Origin of the sequence: Mycolicibacterium sp. lyk4-40-TYG-92 (genome assembly GCF_030209435.1) — a bacterium.
Taxonomy (GTDB): domain Bacteria; phylum Actinomycetota; class Actinomycetes; order Mycobacteriales; family Mycobacteriaceae; genus Mycobacterium.
Genome location: NZ_JARVRX010000001.1, coordinates 330,662 through 346,822 on the forward strand (window position 1 = coordinate 330,662; position 16,161 = coordinate 346,822).

A 16,161-nucleotide genomic window follows, 5' to 3' on the forward strand; every position below is an offset into this window, starting at 1 on the left:
CCGCACATCGCCAATAGGGTCGGCGCATGGCCACTCACAGGGCAGTTCACGTAGCGCAGGCCGACGGCCCGCTCGCACTTGCGGACGTCGACACCGTCTCGCCGCCGCGCGATCACGTCCGCATCGCGGTAGCCGCGTGCGGGGTCTGCGGCACCGACCGGGAGTTCCACGCGGGGCACTTCCCGGGACTCTCGTGGCCGCTGACCCTCGGCCACGAGATCGCCGGGACCGTCGCCGAACTGGGCGACGGCGTCGAAGACTTCGCCGTCGGTGATCGCGTCGCGGTGGGCTGGTTCGGCGGCAACTGCAACCGCTGCGTGCCATGTCGCCAGGGGCATTTCATGCAGTGCGTTCGCATGGAGGTGCCCAGCTGGCACTATCCCGGCGGATACGCCGAGTCGGTCACGGCGCCCGCGACGGCACTGGCCCGAATCCCGGAGGGATTCTCGTTCGCCGAGGCGGCCCCGATGGGCTGCGCCGGCGTGACGACGTTCAACGGCTTGCGCAGGACGCGCGCCAAAGCCGGTGATCTGGTCGCGGTGATCGGGATCGGTGGCCTCGGCCACCTGGGCGTGCAGTTCTCCAGGGCGATGGGCTTCGAGACCGTCGCGATCGCTCGCGGGCCGGAGCGCGAGGCCGCCGCCAAGGAACTCGGCGCCCATCACTACATCGATTCGAACGCCGCGGACGTCGCCGCCGAACTGCAGCGCCTCGGCGGGGCGACGGTCGTGCTCGCGACGGCCGCCAGTTCGACGGCGATGGCAGCCACCGTCGGTGGGCTTGCGCCCGAGGGACAACTCGTGACGGTCGGCGTCACGCCCGAGCCACTGCCGATCAGCCCGCTCGATCTCATCAACGGCGGCTTCTCGGTCACCGGGCACCCGTCGGGCACCTCGCGCGACATCGAGGAGACCTTGCACTTCGCCGCGCTGACGGGTGTGCGGCCCGTCATCGAGGAACGACCTCTCGCGCAGGCCGCCGAAGCTTTCGAGCGGATGAACAGCGGCCACGCGCGCTACCGGATGGTCTTGACCGTCTGACCGGGTGTCCCCGGGTGCCGCACTTCAGCTACGCGTGACTGACATACTGGCCCAGACTGCAGGTTCGCCGAGAGGAAAAACATGCCCATCGCCACGCCCGAGGTCTACGCGGAGATGCTGGCCCGTGCCAAGGAACACTCCTTCGCGTTCCCCGCGATCAACTGTGTGGGTTCGGAGAGCGTCAACGCCGCCATCAAGGGTTTCGCCGATGCGGGTAGCGACGGCATCATCCAATTCTCCACCGGCGGTGCGGAATTCGCGTCAGGCCTGGGCGTCAAGGACATGGTCACCGGTGCCGTCGCGCTGGCCGAGTTCGCCCACGTCGTCGCTGCCAAGTACGACATCACCGTCGCGCTGCACACCGACCACTGCCCCAAGGACAAGCTCGACGGTTTCGTCCGGCCGCTGCTGGCCATCTCGGCCGAGCGCGTCGCCCGCGGCGAGAACCCGCTGTTCCAGTCGCACATGTGGGACGGCTCCGCGGTGCCGATCGACGAGAACCTGCAGATCGCACAGGAGCTGCTGAAGCTGACGTCGGCCGCGAACATCATCCTCGAGGTCGAGATCGGCGTCGTCGGCGGTGAAGAGGACGGCGTCGAAGCCGAGATCAACGAGAAGCTGTACACCAGCTCCGAGGACTTCGAGAAGACCATCGACGCGCTGGGCTCGGGCGAGAACGGCAAGTACCTGCTGGCCGCCACCTTCGGCAACGTCCACGGTGTCTACAAGCCGGGCAACGTCAAGCTCAAGCCCGAGGTACTGGCCGAGGGACAGAAGGTGGCCGCCGCAAAGCTCGGTCTGCCCGCTGGTTCCAAGCCGTTCGACTTCGTGTTCCACGGTGGGTCGGGTTCACTGAAGTCCGAGATCGAGGACTCCTTGCGCTACGGCGTCGTGAAGATGAACGTCGACACCGACACTCAGTACGCGTTCACCCGTCCGGTGGCGGCGCACATGTTCACCAACTATGACGGTGTCCTGAAGATCGACGGGGAAGTTGGGAATAAGAAGGTCTACGACCCGCGCAGCTACCTGAAGAAGGCCGAGGCTTCGATGACCCAGCGTGTCATCGAAGCGTGCAACGACCTGCACAGCACGGGCCGCAGCGTCTCCGCGGGGCTGGGTAAATAGACAGCACCGCCCACTGGCCGGTCATGCCGTAGGAATCGCGAATTCCTGTGTCGTGACCGGCCATTCGGCGTTCATGGCCGAATGGCCGCGCGTCAGGAGCACCGTGCCCAGCACCGCGACGGCGGCGATGGCCGCGATCACCAGCACCAGTGCGATGACCCAGCCCCAGCTGCGCCGGTCCTTCTGCGGCTTGACGTCGCCGGGGATCAGCTGTGGTGCGGCCGGCGGCATCAGCTCGGTTTCCGGGTCCGGCAGCGGCGCGATGATCTGCGTCTTGCCGTCGAAGCCCGACGGCGCGGTGAAGCGGCGAACCGGGATGGTCGGATCGGTCGCCGGATCCGCGGGCTCGAAGATTTCGGTTGCCGCCGCGGCGTCATCGCCTGTCGAGGCAGCGCGCTGATCGGCATCGCGACGGCTGTCCGGTCCCGTCGGGTTCGACATGGCGGCTGGGTTCGACATGGGGGTGACTGTCCTCCCGAGATCAGATCGCGCACTGGGGCCGATGCGTCCTTCAGCAGGCCGCGACGTCCTACCCGGAGCTTAATCTCCCGCCTGCGGGATCTCAGCGAGCGGCCGCACGGCACAATGGCGGCCATGACGCGAATGGGTGATCTGCTGGGTCCGGAGCCGGTGTTGCTGCCTGCCAACTTCGAGGCCGAGGACGCTCTCGCCGCCGGTAAATCTGCGACCGACGTTGCTGCGGCGCATCCGACGGCCTCCGTCGCGTGGGCCGCCCTGGCCGAGGCCGCGCTGGCCGACGGTCAGACGATCACCGCCTACGCCTATGCCCGTACCGGCTACCACCGCGGCCTGGATCAGCTGCGCCGCAACGGCTGGAAGGGCTTCGGCCCGGTGCCGTTCGCGCACGAGCCGAACCAGGGTTTCCTGCGCTGCGTGGCGGTGCTGGCCAAGGCCGCGGACTCCATCGGCGAGCAGGACGAGCACCTGCGCTGCCTGGATCTGCTCGACGACTGCGATCCCGCGGCCCGCGGCGAGCTGGGTCTCTAGTCCGCTTCGCAGTGGCAGCCGTCGGCTTCCGGCGGCTCCACCTGGACGGTCGCGTGGTCGAGTCCGCGGGCGGCCAGGACGGCGCGTGCCGACTCGAGGACGCGCGCCGAGTCTGCCGCCGAGGTGAGGTGCGCGGTGGCCATGTCCTTGCCGGGGACCAGGGTCCACACGTGCAGGTCGTGTACATCGGTGACGCCGTCGACGGCGGACAGGGCGGCGCGCAGTTCATCGACGTCGATGTGGCTGGGGGAGGACTCGGACAGGATGCGCAGCGCGGCGCGGGCCAGCGCGATGGCCCGGGGCAGCACCCACAGCGCGACCAGGACGGCGACGACGACGTCGGCGTACGGCCAGCTGGTGGTGACGGTGACGATGCCCGCGATCAGGACGCCGAAGCTGCCGACGGTGTCGGCGACGACCTCCATGTAGGCGCCCTTGACGGCGAGGCTGCTGTCGGCGTCGGAGCGCAGCAGCAGCACCACGACCAGGTTGGCGAGCAGTCCGGCGAGGGCGACGACGATCATCGGCACCCCGGGGATCTCCGGCGCGTTGCCGAGACGCTCGACGGCCTCGTAGAGGATGAATGCCGCGACGCCCATCAGTAGGGCGGCGTTGGCGACCGCGGTGAAGACTTCGGCGCGGTGCCAGCCGTAGGTGCGGGCGGCAGACGTCGACCCGCGGCGGGCGAGCAGGACGGCGCCCAGGCCCATGAACATCGCGACGAGGTCGGTCAGCATGTGGCCGGCGTCGGCCAGCAGCGCGATCGAGTTGATCAGCAGCGCGGTGGTCAGCTCGATGACGAAGAAGACGCTGAGTACGGCTGCGGCGATGATCATGCGGCTGGCGCGTGCGTTCGAACCATGGTTGTGATCGTGTCCGGCACCCATGTCTGCAATATATGCAGAACTACGCATATGTCGCAAGGCCTACGCCTCGCGGGGGTGCTACCAGGCGGACCAGAAGCGCGTCAGCGCGCTGCCGATCATCGCCAGCCGCGGCGGCACGCCGGTCAGGCTGACGGCGGAATAAACGACGTTGAAGAACAACCGGTTCAGCTCGGGGACGATCAGCAGCAGCATCAGGATCAGGAAGCCCCACTGCCGCGCGGGCAGCAGTGCGCGCTGGGTGTCGGCGCTCAGGTGCGGCTCCAGCGCGCCGTAGCCGTCCAGGCCGGGGATGGGCAGCAGGTTCAAGAACAGTGCCGTCACCTGCAGGAACCCAAGGAAGGCCAGCCCTGCCCAGAACACCGGATGGTCGTTGTCGAACAGCACCGCGGTGGCGACCAGCAGGATGACGGCGAGCACCAGGTTGGCGAACGGTCCGGCCAGGCTGACCAGGGTGCGCTGCCGCGGTGTCATGTACTCGGTGCGCACGTACACCGCGCCGCCGGGCAGGCCGATGCCGCCGAGAGCGATGAACAGCGCCGGCAGGCCCAGCGACAGCAGCGGGCTGGCGTACTTCGCGGGGTTCAGGGTCAGATAGCCGCGCAGTTCGACGTCGCGGTCACCGAACCGCCACGCGGTGTAGGCGTGGCCGAATTCGTGCAGGCACAGCGAGACCGTCCAGCCCGCGATGACGAACACGAAGACGCCGGCGTAGGCCAGCGGTCGCACCTCGGCGCCGCAGTACCAGGCCAGGGCGCCGCCGGCGACGGTCAGGGCCACGATCGCCCAGAAGACGGGGCTGGGACGGACTGCGCGCCGCACTGGCATGGTCATGACTGCAAACTAGCCGACCCGCAGCCAACCCTGGATGTGGCGGTAGAACGCCGACCGGCGCGCCGGACGGGCGGCCGCCACGCCGTCGCGCTCAACCAGAGCCCCGGTGCTGCCGAGTTGCGCGGCGCGGCCGGCGACCCAGCCCCGTCCCGGTCCCGAAGGCCCGGCCCCGAGGGCCCGGGCGCGCAGCCCCGGCATGTCGGGCAGGGGCTCGATCACGACGCCCGCCGACTCGCCGTCGAACAGCACCGTGTCGTCGACGACGGCCTCACCGGTGATGGCGTCACCGCCCGACGGCAACCAGCGCGCCGAGCGGACGATCACTGCGCCGGTCTCATCGCGGATGAGCGGAACACGTTGGGCGACACCGTCTCTGGCGCGCCGTGCGGCACCCAGTCCGCCCCGCGTCAGGGGTGGGACGAAGCCGACCTCGACGTCGAGCCGGTCGTCGCGGAGCAGCCGGGCCAGGGTGGCCGACAGGTCGGCGTAGTCGCCGACGACGATGGCCCGCACCGTGCCGTCGGGGATCGTCGGAGCACCGTCCGGGGGCACCGGGAGGGCCGTCAGATCCGCCAGTGCGCGGGGTGTCCGCCGGCCGCCGAAGACCAGCACCACGACTGCCCCGGGAACGCTGCCGGACACCTCTCTGGCGGTCAAGGCCATTCCTTCCGTTCACCTGGGATAAGGTTGCTCACCGGCTGCCACTGTATTCAGGCAGGTAATGCGGGAGGCAAAACGATGCCGGCAATCGTGCTCATCGGGGCCCAATGGGGTGACGAGGGCAAAGGTAAGGCCACCGACCTACTCGGTGGACGTGTGCAATGGGTGGTCCGCTACCAAGGCGGCAACAACGCCGGGCACACGGTGGTACTGCCCACGGGGGAGAACTTCGCTCTCCACCTCATCCCGTCGGGCATCCTGACACCCGGGGTCACCAACGTCATCGGCAACGGTGTCGTGGTCGACCCTGGTGTGCTGCTCAGTGAGCTCTCCGGGCTCGAGGACCGCGGTGTGGACACCTCGAAGCTCATGATCTCGGCTGACGCGCACCTGCTCATGCCGTACCACGTGGCCATCGACAAGGTCACCGAGCGGTACGCGGGCAGCAAGAAGATCGGCACCACCGGTCGCGGCATCGGTCCCTGCTACCAGGACAAGATCGCGCGCATCGGTATCCGGGTAGCCGACGTGCTGGACGAGGAGCAGCTGGCCAACAAGGTCGAGGCGGCTCTGGAATTCAAGAACCAGGTCCTCGTCAAGATCTACAACCGCAAGGCGCTCGACCCAGCTGAGGTCGTCGAGAGCCTGCTGCAGCAGGCCGAGGGCTTCAAGCACCGCATCGCCGACGCCCGGCTGCTGCTCAACCAGGCGCTCGAGCGCGGCGAGACCGTGCTGCTGGAGGGCTCGCAGGGCACCCTGCTGGACGTCGACCACGGCACCTACCCGTTCGTGACGTCGTCCAATCCGACGGCGGGCGGCGCGGCCGTCGGTTCGGGCATCGGCCCCACCCGCATCACCACGGTGCTGGGCATCCTGAAGGCGTACACGACCCGCGTGGGTTCGGGCCCGTTCCCGACGGAGCTGTTCGACGAGTACGGCGCCTACCTGTCCAAGACGGGCGGCGAGGTCGGGGTGACCACGGGCCGGGCCCGGCGCTGCGGCTGGTTCGACGCCGTCATCGCCCGGTACGCGACCCGCGTCAACGGCATCACCGACTACTTCCTGACCAAGCTCGACGTGCTGTCCAGCCTGGAGACGGTGCCGATCTGTGTCGGCTACACCGTCGACGGCAAGCGCACCGACGAGATGCCGATGACGCAAGCCGACATCGCCCGTGCCGAGCCGATCTATGAAGAACTGCCGGGCTGGTGGGAGGACATCTCCGGGGCCCGCGAGTTCTCCGACCTACCGGCCAAGGCGCAGGACTACGTGCTGCGGCTGGAGGAGCTGTCCGGGGCACACGTGTCGTGCATCGGCGTCGGTCCCGGCCGGGACCAGACGATCGTGCGCCGGGACATCCTCGGGTGACCCAAGGGGCGAGCGAAGCGACGGGGAAAACCCCAGGGGCGAGCGAAGCGACGGGGAAAGTCGAAGGCTTCATCGACCAGCACGGCGGCTTCCCACGATTCGAGGTTGCCGACCCCGGCCCGGGGTTCGGCCGTTTCCTCGAGGGCATGAGGCGGCTGCAGGATCTGGCGGTCTCGGCCAACCCGGACAGCGACACCTGGGACGACGCCGCCGACCGCGTCGAGGAACTGGTCAAGCTGCTGGCTCCGTTCGAGGCGGCCGAAGGCGTCGGCCCGGCCATCCGGGTGCCGTCGCTGCCGGGTGCCGGCAGTCTGCTGATGCCGCCGTGGACCGTCACGAAGTTCTCGCCCGAGGGCGTCGAGATGGAGGTCGAGTTCAGCCGGTACCACGTGGGCGGCAACTACGCCGTCCACGGCGGGGTGCTGCCGCTGCTGTTCGACCAGGCCTTCGGGATGCTGATCCACGCCGTCAACCGGCCGATGAGCCGCACGGCGTATCTGCACGTCGATTACCGCAAGGTCACCCCGATCGACACGGTGCTGACCGCCAAGGCGCACGTCACCGAGGTCGCCGGCCGTAAGACGTTCGTCGCGGCCGAGCTGTTCGACCCCGAGGGCAATCTGCTGGCCGAGGCCAACGGCCTGATGGTCAGCCTGCTGCCCGGCCAGCCTTAAGGCTCGGCGCGTAGCGCGGGCCACCAGATGCGTGGGCCGATCAGGGTGAACAGCGCCGGGATGATGACGGTCCGCACCACGAAGGTGTCCAGCAGGATGCCGAGGCCGACGATGATGCCCAGCTGCGTCAGCACGATCAGCGGCAGCACGCCGAGCACGCAGAACACCGCCGCCAGCACGATGCCGGCGCTGGTGATCACGGCGCCCGTCGCCGAGACGGCCCGCACGATGCCCTGCCGGTTGCCGAACTCCGGGGTCTCTTCGCGGGCGCGGGTCACCAGGAAGATCGTGTAGTCGACGCCGAGCGCGACGAGGAACAGGAACGCGAACAGCGGGGTCCCGTTGTCCAGTGCGGGAAAACCGAACAGGTGCACGCTGGCCCAGCCGCCGACGCCGAGCGCGGCCAACGCGCTGAGCACCGTCACGGCGACCAGGATCAGTGGTGCCAGGGCCGAGCGCAGCAGGACGTAGAGGACGGCCAGGACCACCAGCAGGATGGCCGGGATGACGATCTTCCGGTCGTGCTGAGCTGCTTCCGCGGCATCGCGGGCCTGCGCGTCCGGGCCGCCGACCACGGCGCCGGCGTCGAGCTGGTGCGCTGAATCCCGAAGGGCGTCAATGGTTTTGAATGCCGCCGGCGACGCCGGTGCGGCTGCCAGGACCACCGACCACTGCGTCAGGCCCGACGCCGAGCGCCCGGCCGGGGTCACCGACACCACGCCGGGCGTGCGGGTGATGGCTTCGCCCACCGCGGGGACGGACGCGATGACGGTGGTCGGGTTGGTCAGGCCGCTCGGGAAGTGTGCGGCCAGGGTGTCGTAGCCGGCGACGGACTCGGCCTGCACCCGGAACTGCTGGGTCTGGGACAGCCCGACGGGCAGATTCACCAGCCCCACACACAGTGCGGCCAAGCCGGCCAGCGCCACCGTGGCGACGCGGCCCGGCCTGCTGGACACACCCGCCGCGACGCGGTGCCAGACACCGCTTTCGGTGAGCGGCATGGTGTGCGATCCGGTTTCGGGGATGAAGGGCCAGAACAGCCGGCGGCCGAACAACCCGAGCAGCGGTGGCAGGACCAACAGGACGAACACCGCGGCGACCACCAGGCCGGACGCGGCCTGCACCCCGAGACTGCGGTTGCTCGGCGCCGAGGCGAGCAGCAGCGTCAGCAGCGCCAGGACGACGGTGGCGTTGCTGGCGATGATCGCCGGTGCCGCGGCGCGCCAGGCCACTCGCAGGGCGTCCCGGTGGTCGCCGCGCCGGGATAGTTCCTCGCGGTAGCGCGAAATGAGCAGCAGCGCATAGTTGGTACCCGCGCCGAATACCAGCACGCTGGTGATGCCCGTAGTCGAACCGTCCGGGCTCAGCCCCGTTGCGGCGGCCACCGCGGTGCCGACGACCGCGCCCACCTGATCTGCGAAGCCGATCACCAGCAGCGGGATCAGCCAGAGGATGGGGGAGCGGTACGTGACGATCAGCAGCAGCGCCACGACGGTGGCAGTCACCGCGAGAAGCGTGAAGTTGGCTCCGGCAAAGGAATTGGCGATGTCGGCGCCGAACGCGGGGCCGCCGGTGACCTGAGCCCGTAAGCCGTCGGGCATCGACGCCGATACCTGCGACCGCAGTTCCTGGACCGCGTCGCGGAGAGCGAAGCCGGACAGGTCGGCAGCCAGCGGCGCCACCCGCACCGCGGCCTTGCCGTCGTCGGATACCCGGGCGCCCGCGCCGGCGGCGGTGATATCGGCCGGGGTCAAGGGCGCGTCGTCCGTGCGGGTGACGACGATGATCGCCGGCGCGGTCCCGCCGCCGGGGAATTGCGTGCGCAGGGCGTCGGCGCGGGCGGATTCCGCGCCGGCCGGCACGACCACCGGCGACTGCGACGACGAATCCCCGGCGCCGAGCAGCGCCATGGCTGCGCCGGAGAGCATCAGGACGATCAGGGCCACTGCCCAGGCGACTCGAGTGGACACCCGGAGAATATTTCAGATACTTAAATATTAATCAAATGAATTTCGTGGGCGTTATGCTCTCCGCGTGCCAAAGCCGCCGGACCGTGCCGACCTCGAGGCGCAGATCTCCGCCGACGTGCGGGCGCTGACGGCCGAATCCGAGCAGATCGGCCGCGCGTTTGCGGTGCAGAACGATCTGGGGGCCAATGACTTCCGGGCGCTGCTGCACATCATGGTCGCCGAATCGGCAGGGACGCCGCTGACTGCGGGTGAGCTGCGCAAGCTGATGGGCACCTCGGGCGCGGCCATCACCTACCTGGTGGAGCGGATGATCAGCTCGGGCCATCTGCGCCGCGACGCCGACCCTGCCGACCGGCGCAAGGTCATTCTGCGATACGACGACAAGGGCCTGGTCGTCGGCCGGGAGTTCTTCAGTCCGCTGGCTCAGCTCAACACCCAGGCCTTGGCCGACCTGCCCGACGCGGACCTCGAGGCGGCGCACCGGGTCTTCGTGGCGCTCACCGGTGCGATGCGGACCTTCCGCGCCGAACCCGCACCCGGCGAGCTGTGATCACCCGGCGAGCCGTGATCACACCGACGAGGCGGCTTTGAGGGCGTAGACGTCCGCTCTGAGGGCGGCCACCGCGTCGACCATCGTCAGGTTCTGGCCGGTGGCGTTCTGGCCGAGTTGCGGCCAGCCGTTCAGATTCGGCCCGCGCAACTGCGTCTGGATGTCCTGCACGATGGCGAGAATCTGATTGAGGGTCGCGGTGGTCGGGTCCGGCTGAGTCACGGTTCCTCCGTTGAGCAGTGAGATGAGTTGGTCGAGCGTCCCCTGGAAAGCGTTGCAGTCCACCGACAGATTCCCGATCACGGCCGCGTCGGTGAATTGCAGGATCTGCGGTGTGGCGCCGCCGTAGGGGAACCAGTAACGCTGATTGTCATTGCCTGGATAGAGGTTTGACGCGTAGCCGGTGCCGTTGACGTAGTTCGATGCGATGAGGCCCGGTACCTGAGAGATGTCGGGCGAGCCGATCTGTTGCCAGTACCAGTGCGGGATGTACGACAGCGAGATGGTCACCCCGGCGGCATTGAAGGCGTTGACCACGGCCCAGAAGTTTTGGATGTCACCGGAATTCGCCTCGAAGTCCAGCATCGCATATTTGCCACCATTGTTGCTGAGCCACGTTTGCGCCTGCGCTGCCGGGCTGTTGGTGGTGACGTAGTGATAGCCGATATGGGGAAAGTGGTTGTCGCGGCACCACTGTGCGATCACCGGCCAGTACGGGTCCCGGTAATAGCTGCCCTCGGACACCTTCTGCTCGATCCAGGAGAAGCCCTGGCCGGGTAGCTGGGAGACGAAGGCGATGGCATCGGCAGCCGAGCGGAAGTTGTTGTTCGACGTGTCCGGTCCGTAGAGGGTCACAGTACCGTCTCCGGATTCGCCGGCGTCCAGCTCGTCGTGCTCGCCAAAGCCTTTGTGTCGGTGCTGGATCCGTCGTGCGACTGCACCGTCCACTGCAACCGGCCGTCGGCGTCGTGGGTTGCCGTGGCGATCGCGCCGGCTTGTTCATACACCTCGCCCAGTGTTTCGGGTTTGCCTGCGGTGTTCATGCGAAATCCTCGCCTTCTGCCGTGGAGGCCTTGTCCCGCTTCGATTCTCGAGGTCCGACTCTTGTTGACTCTCGTTGTCGAAGGGCACTTTCCACGATAGCGCGATCTTCGCGGCCGGGGTCGGTCAGGCGTTCTCCAACTCGGCGATGACGATCTTCTTCTGCCGCATCATCGTCTGGACCTGTTCGGGCCGGCCCAGTAGCTGATCCATCTTGGCCGGGATGATCTGCCAGCTGATCCCGAATCGATCCTTGCACCAACCGCATTGCTCGGATTCGGGCACGTGCGAAAGCTTGGACCAGTAGTGGTCGATCTCGTCCTGGTCGGCGCATTCGACGACGAACGAGATGGATTCGTTGAACGTGAACAGCGGTCGGCCGTCGAGGCAGACGAAATCGACACCGTTCAAACTGAATCGGCCGTTGAGCACCTTGCCCGACATGCCTTTGAAATGTTCATCGAGGGCCTCGTCCGGGTACTCCTCGACGGAGATGATCCGGGAGTCCGGAAACACCTCGACGTAATAGCTCATGGCCTCGCGGGCCTGGTCGTTGAACCAGAGACACGGCTGGATCGCGGTCGGCATGTCGTTCCCCTTGTCTTTCAGTGGTTTTCGGTCCGGTCAGGCAGCCAGCAGCGCGTCGATCTGGCCGAGGGCGCCGGTCATGCCCTCGACCATGCCCATCGCGGTCACCTTCTCGAGCTGCTCGAGGTCGGTGAACCGGGTGACGATCGTCATCCGGGTGCCGGTGTCGATCGCGTCGAACGACACTTCCAGGCGCATGGTGGGCATCTCGGGGTCGGGCTCGCCGTCGGGCTGCGAGAAGCCGTCCTCGATGAGCAGCCGCGATGGTGCGTCGACCTCGAGCGTCGTCCACCAGCCCGGCGCCTTCTCGCCTTCGGGACCCGTCATGTGGTACCGCGACTGCCCGCTCGGGGTGAGCTCATGCCGGGTGAAGGTGGCCGGCCAGGTCGGCGGACCCCACCAGCGTTCCAGCTGACGCGGGTCCTCCCACACCTGCCAGACCCGCGCCGGCGGCGCGGTGAACTCGGCCACGAAGGTCATGGTGAGGGCTTGCGGGTCGGCGGCGCTGCTGATCACCGTCATCGGTGGTCCTTTCGGTTGTGGGGTGTTGTGCTGCTTGATGTTTCGTGTGGCGGATAACCGTCTTCGGCGAGGATCGCCTCGATGGACGCGGCACGGTCGTGCCAGAGTGCCGCGTACCGCTCCAGGAGCACGCCCGCACGATGCAGGGTTTCGGGCACCGCACGCACGAGTTGTTCCCGGCCGCGGCGCTCTTTATGCACCAGCGCCGCTCCGGCCAGTACCGCGACGTGTTTCTGCACCGCGGCGAAGCTCATGTCGTAGCCACGTGCGAGCGCGCTCACCGACTGGTCGCTGCGCATCGTGCGGGCGACGATGTCGCGGCGGGTGGCGTCCGCCAATGCGTGGAAGATCCGGTCGATCTCCGCATCGGTGAACGCCTCGGGGAAAGTATCTACAACCATTTGGTTGTAGATTAGGCGGGGCGGATCGCGGCGTCAAGGGCGAGTTGCGTCGAAAGTGCACTGTGACCTGTTGACCCTGTATCTATGGCGCATTTGCGCGAGTAGGTTGCGCCCTCACTACAGGCTCAACCCGGGATCGGCGTGCAGACCGGTTGATCCTGTACCTAGGGCGTACTTGTGCAAGTAGGTGTCGCCGTGGACGCAGGATCAACTTGAATCGGCGGCTCGACCTCGCTGACCCTGAACTCAGGGCACAAGGGTTCGGTCAGGTCACCTCGACAGTGGGCGATATGGCCGCGAATTCGCCGAGATGAAGGCCATTTCCCGCACTCTTGGCGCGGGACCCGACAACTACTCCCGGTTGAGCGCAGCTTCTTCCAGGTCCAGGCCGTGCAGCACCGACCGCAGCACCTCGTCGTCGATGTTTCCGGCATCGCGTTCGGCGATGTATGTCTCGCGCTCGGCCGCCAGCATCTCCAGCCGCAGCCGGCGCATGGCCGCTGCCGGGCTTTCGCCGATGTCTTCGTCACTGCGCCCGAGCCGTTCCCACACCGCGTTGCGGCGCCGGTCGTTCCAGCTCTGCAGTACCTCGCCGACGTGTTGCTGGGCGCTGGAATCGCTACTGCGCGCCAGCAATTCGTCGAGCCGGTCGGCCGCCGCCTGCGCCGCGCGACTCGAGGCCGCGGCCTGCTCGAGAGCATCCTGGTGGGCCTCGGCCTCGCTGCGCACGTCCAGCGTGCGGATCAGCCACGGCAGCGTCAGGCCGTGCAACAGCAGCGTCCCGACCACCACGACGAACGTCAGGAACACCAGCTGCGGCCGGCCCGGGAAGGGCTCGCCGGCCAGCGTCGTGATCGGCACACCGAACGCCGCGGCCAGTGACACGACGCCGCGCATACCCGCCCAGGCGACGATGAAGACCTGCGCAGGGGTCGGCGTGGGTTCGCGCTTCCGGATGCCGCGGAACAGCATCCGCGGCGTGTAGGCCATGACGTACACCCAGACGATGCGGACCGCGATCACCGTCGCCAGCACCGCGGCCGACGCCACGGCCAGGGTGACGGCGCGGATGCCGGTCAGCTCGTCGATGACCGTCGGCAGCTGCAGCCCGATCATCAGGAACGCGAAGGACTCCAGCACCAGCTGGATCGACTTCCACACCGCGTCGTCCTGCAGCCGGGTGGCGTACGACGCCCGCGTCGCGCGTTGTCCGAGCAACAGCGCGGCGACCACCACCGCGATCACGCCGGAGCCGTGCGCCTCCTCGGCCAGCCAGTAGATGAAATACGGTGCGACGAGCCCGATGGCGCTCTCCACCAGCGGGTCGTCCAGCCAGGTCCGGATGAACTCGATGAGCCACCCGATCAGCCCGCCGATCACGACTCCGCCCACCGCGGCGAGCGCGAACGTGCCCAGCGCGCCCTGCCACGTCGCCGCCGCGCCGATGGCAGCGGCCAGCGCGACCTTGTACGCGGTCAGCGCCGTGGCGTCGTTCAGCAGGCTCTCGCCGCCCAGCAGCGTCATGATCTGGCGCGGCAACCCCAGGCGCCGGCCGATGGCTGCCGCGGATACTGCGTCGGGCGGCGCGACGATGGCGCCCAGGGTGAGGGCCGCGGCGACCGTCAGCTCCGGGACGGTGTGAAACGCGACGAACCCGACGACGAGCGTCGTGGCCAGTGGCAGCCCGACCGCGAGCAGCCCGATGGGACGGACGTTCTTGCGCAGGGCCAGATAGCTGCTCTCCAGCCCGGCCGACCACAACAGCGGCGGCAGCACGACGAACATGACCAACTGCGGCTGCATCTCGATGGCCGGCACCCCGGGGATCAGCCCGACGGCCAGTCCGGCGACGACGAGTCCCAGTGGCGCGGAGACGTCATATCGGCGGGCCAGTGCCGCCAACAACACCGAGGCCACCAGCACTGCCAGCAGTGGGGCACCCATGTCCTCAAACCTCCTCGATCAGCCGGCCCTATCCTTGTTCAACATGCTGGGGAAATGGATGCAGTCACGGGCAACGCGTCCGCGTGAAGATAATTCCCCGACCACCTGCACGCACCTCGCCGACGCTGTCGGCCAAGTTGAACCGGAGCCGCAGACGCCCGGGCGCTGTGGTGACTGTGCGGCACTTGGGGAGGATACGTGGGCGCACCTTCGAATGTGTCTGACCTGCGGACAGGTCAGCTGTTGTGATTCGAGTCCGCACCAACACGCCAACGAGCATTACCGTCGCACCGGTCATCCCGTGATGCGCTCGGTCGAGCCGGGGGAGAGCTGGCGGTGGTGCTACGTCGACATCAAGTTGGGTTGACGGGAGAGTGGCCGACGGGGCGAGCGAGCGACGGGGGAGGTTGGTGACTTGGTAGACCGGACAACGGTTCTGGTGCTCGGCACCGGTGAGCTGAGCAGTGAACTGGTGCTGTCCTTCCAACGGCTGGGGACGCGCGCGACCGCGGTGCCCACGCCGACCGGCGGGGAGGCGTTGCGGACCCTGATCGACCGGCTCTCCCCACAGGTGGTGGTCGTCCAGTCCCCGGCAGCCGATCTCGGCGCCGACGTCGTGCAGGCGTTGGCCGGGCTCGACGAGGTCGCGGTGTTCCCGACGCCGGGTGCCCTGCGGCTCGCGTCCGATCGCGAGGCGCTGCGCACCCTGGCCGCCGACGAGCTGGGGCTGCCGACGACGCCGTTCTGGTTCGCCGGGTCGGCCGACGAGCTCACCGCGGTGGCCGAGCACGCGGGCCTGCCTTTGACGATCGTGCCGGTGACACATGCCGCCGGCGCGGGTGCGGGCCGGTCGGTGCTGTCGCGTCTCGAGGACGTCGACGTTGCGTGGCACCGCGCGGTGGCCGCGGGCGGTGATCGGGTGATGGCCGAGACGGCCATCGATGTGGTCGCCGAGTTCACCATGCTGACGGTGCGGACACAGGGCCAGGCGGGTCCGGTGGTGCAGTTCTGCGAGCCGATCGGTCATCGCCACGAGACCGGCGGCCCGCTGGAGTTGTGGCAGCCGCATCTGTTGTCGGAGTCGGCGCTGGACGCGGCGCGCTCGATTGCCGCCCGGATCGCGGGCAAGCTCGGCGGCACGGGGCTGTTCACGGTCGATCTGCTGCTCGGCGCCGACCCGGAGTCGGGGGTCGAGGAGGTGTATTTCGCGACGGTCCATCCGATGCTGACCGGCGCCGGCTTCGTCACCACACGCTCGCAGCGGCTGTCGCAGTTCGACCTGCACGCGCGGGCGATCCTCGGGCTGCCGGTCGACACCATCATGATCTCGCCGGCCGCCGGGGAGGTCAGCCGCCCGTCGCCGGACCGGGCTGCGCTCGTGCGCGCCCTGCCGGATGCGCTGGCCATCGCCGAGAGCGACGTGCGGCTCTCCGGTGAGGTGTGCGTGGCATTGGCGACGGCGCCGGACGTCGTGCGGGCACGGGACCGTGCGCATCAGGTGGCCGCTGTGCTCAACCAGTCGGCGGCGACCAATCAGGCAGGGACGTGA

The 16,161-nt window shown here is 68.4% G+C and carries 19 protein-coding genes; 8 read left to right on the forward strand and 11 right to left on the reverse strand.

The genetic code is table 11. The annotated features are described in order from the left end of the window. Positions 1 to 26 precede the first annotated feature (26 nt). Together QRN63_RS01640 and fbaA are read left to right on the forward strand one after the other, a co-directional pair. Complete coding sequence (locus tag QRN63_RS01640; protein ID WP_267318630.1) at positions 27 to 1,040, forward strand: alcohol dehydrogenase catalytic domain-containing protein; 1,014 nt, start codon at positions 27 to 29, stop codon at positions 1,038 to 1,040. A gap of 81 nt (positions 1,041 to 1,121) precedes the next feature. Beyond that, positions 1,122 to 2,168, forward strand: coding sequence for a class II fructose-bisphosphate aldolase (fbaA, locus tag QRN63_RS01645; protein ID WP_285028947.1), 1,047 nt, complete (start codon positions 1,122 to 1,124; stop codon positions 2,166 to 2,168). Between the two features lie 21 nt (positions 2,169 to 2,189). Here fbaA and QRN63_RS29710 read toward each other — a convergent pair whose 3' ends face one another. Further along, positions 2,190 to 2,627, reverse strand: a complete 438-nt coding sequence (locus tag QRN63_RS29710) for a hypothetical protein (RefSeq protein WP_502888064.1) — start codon at positions 2,625 to 2,627, stop codon at positions 2,190 to 2,192. A 135-nt stretch (positions 2,628 to 2,762) separates the two neighbouring features. Between QRN63_RS29710 and QRN63_RS01655 the strand changes: the two genes are divergently transcribed. After that, positions 2,763 to 3,176: a DUF3151 domain-containing protein gene (locus QRN63_RS01655; protein ID WP_267318632.1), complete on the forward strand. Its 414-nt coding sequence runs from the start codon at positions 2,763 to 2,765 to the stop codon at positions 3,174 to 3,176. On the opposite strand, the gene QRN63_RS01660 is transcribed toward QRN63_RS01655, so the two are convergent. From QRN63_RS01660 to QRN63_RS01670, 3 genes are read right to left on the reverse strand one after another with little or no spacing between them, the layout of a single operon-like run. After that, positions 3,173 to 4,063 (reverse strand): cation diffusion facilitator family transporter, encoded by an 891-nt coding sequence (locus QRN63_RS01660; RefSeq protein WP_285028948.1) that lies wholly within the window; start codon positions 4,061 to 4,063, stop codon positions 3,173 to 3,175. The genes QRN63_RS01655 and QRN63_RS01660 overlap by 4 nt on opposite strands. Positions 4,064 to 4,120: 57 nt before the next feature. Next, positions 4,121 to 4,894, reverse strand: a complete 774-nt coding sequence (locus QRN63_RS01665; protein ID WP_267318634.1) for a site-2 protease family protein — start codon at positions 4,892 to 4,894, stop codon at positions 4,121 to 4,123. A 9-nt stretch (positions 4,895 to 4,903) separates the two neighbouring features. Further along, positions 4,904 to 5,551 (reverse strand): peptidase M50, encoded by a 648-nt coding sequence (locus QRN63_RS01670; protein WP_285028949.1) that lies wholly within the window; start codon positions 5,549 to 5,551, stop codon positions 4,904 to 4,906. An 81-nt stretch (positions 5,552 to 5,632) separates the two neighbouring features. On the opposite strand from QRN63_RS01670, the gene QRN63_RS01675 reads away from it, so the two are divergent. Next, positions 5,633 to 6,922, forward strand: coding sequence for an adenylosuccinate synthase (locus QRN63_RS01675; protein ID WP_267318636.1), 1,290 nt, complete (start codon positions 5,633 to 5,635; stop codon positions 6,920 to 6,922). A gap of 71 nt (positions 6,923 to 6,993) precedes the next feature. After that, complete coding sequence (locus QRN63_RS01680) at positions 6,994 to 7,596, forward strand: PaaI family thioesterase (RefSeq protein WP_285029667.1); 603 nt, start codon at positions 6,994 to 6,996, stop codon at positions 7,594 to 7,596. Here the strand turns inward: QRN63_RS01680 and QRN63_RS01685 are convergent. Beyond that, complete coding sequence (locus tag QRN63_RS01685) at positions 7,593 to 9,524, reverse strand: MMPL family transporter (RefSeq protein WP_502888079.1); 1,932 nt, start codon at positions 9,522 to 9,524, stop codon at positions 7,593 to 7,595. The two genes, QRN63_RS01680 and QRN63_RS01685, sit on opposite strands and share 4 nt — an antisense overlap. A 106-nt stretch (positions 9,525 to 9,630) precedes the next feature. Here QRN63_RS01685 and QRN63_RS01690 point away from each other — a divergent pair, with 106 nt between their 5' ends. Beyond that, positions 9,631 to 10,116 carry a MarR family winged helix-turn-helix transcriptional regulator gene (locus QRN63_RS01690; protein WP_285028951.1) on the forward strand — a complete coding sequence of 162 codons (486 nt, stop codon included), beginning with the start codon at positions 9,631 to 9,633 and terminating at the stop codon, positions 10,114 to 10,116. A gap of 18 nt (positions 10,117 to 10,134) precedes the next feature. On the opposite strand, the gene QRN63_RS01695 is transcribed toward QRN63_RS01690, so the two are convergent. From QRN63_RS01695 to QRN63_RS01720, 6 genes are all read right to left on the reverse strand, one after another. Then, positions 10,135 to 10,971, reverse strand: a complete 837-nt coding sequence (locus QRN63_RS01695; RefSeq protein WP_285028952.1) for a GH25 family lysozyme — start codon at positions 10,969 to 10,971, stop codon at positions 10,135 to 10,137. Continuing rightward, positions 10,968 to 11,159, reverse strand: coding sequence for a hypothetical protein (locus tag QRN63_RS01700; protein ID WP_285028953.1), 192 nt, complete (start codon positions 11,157 to 11,159; stop codon positions 10,968 to 10,970). The genes QRN63_RS01695 and QRN63_RS01700 overlap by 4 nt, the downstream gene beginning before the upstream one ends. A 124-nt stretch (positions 11,160 to 11,283) precedes the next feature. After that, positions 11,284 to 11,745, reverse strand: a complete 462-nt coding sequence (locus QRN63_RS01705) for a VOC family protein (RefSeq protein ID WP_285028954.1) — start codon at positions 11,743 to 11,745, stop codon at positions 11,284 to 11,286. 36 nt (positions 11,746 to 11,781) lie between these two features. After that, positions 11,782 to 12,267, reverse strand: a complete 486-nt coding sequence (locus tag QRN63_RS01710; protein WP_138250738.1) for an SRPBCC family protein — start codon at positions 12,265 to 12,267, stop codon at positions 11,782 to 11,784. Then, positions 12,264 to 12,668, reverse strand: a complete 405-nt coding sequence (locus QRN63_RS01715) for an ArsR/SmtB family transcription factor (RefSeq protein ID WP_267318642.1) — start codon at positions 12,666 to 12,668, stop codon at positions 12,264 to 12,266. Before QRN63_RS01715 ends, QRN63_RS01710 begins: the two co-directional genes overlap by 4 nt. A gap of 351 nt (positions 12,669 to 13,019) precedes the next feature. After that, positions 13,020 to 14,612, reverse strand: coding sequence for a Na+/H+ antiporter (locus tag QRN63_RS01720; RefSeq protein ID WP_285028955.1), 1,593 nt, complete (start codon positions 14,610 to 14,612; stop codon positions 13,020 to 13,022). A 58-nt stretch (positions 14,613 to 14,670) separates the two neighbouring features. On the opposite strand from QRN63_RS01720, the gene QRN63_RS01725 reads away from it, so the two are divergent. Together QRN63_RS01725 and QRN63_RS01730 are read left to right on the forward strand one after the other, a co-directional pair. Next, on the forward strand, positions 14,671 to 14,979 hold the full coding sequence (locus QRN63_RS01725) for a UBP-type zinc finger domain-containing protein (RefSeq protein ID WP_285029668.1): 309 nt from the start codon (positions 14,671 to 14,673) through the stop codon (positions 14,977 to 14,979). A gap of 48 nt (positions 14,980 to 15,027) precedes the next feature. Next, positions 15,028 to 16,161: an ATP-grasp domain-containing protein gene (locus QRN63_RS01730; protein ID WP_267318644.1), complete on the forward strand. Its 1,134-nt coding sequence runs from the start codon at positions 15,028 to 15,030 to the stop codon at positions 16,159 to 16,161.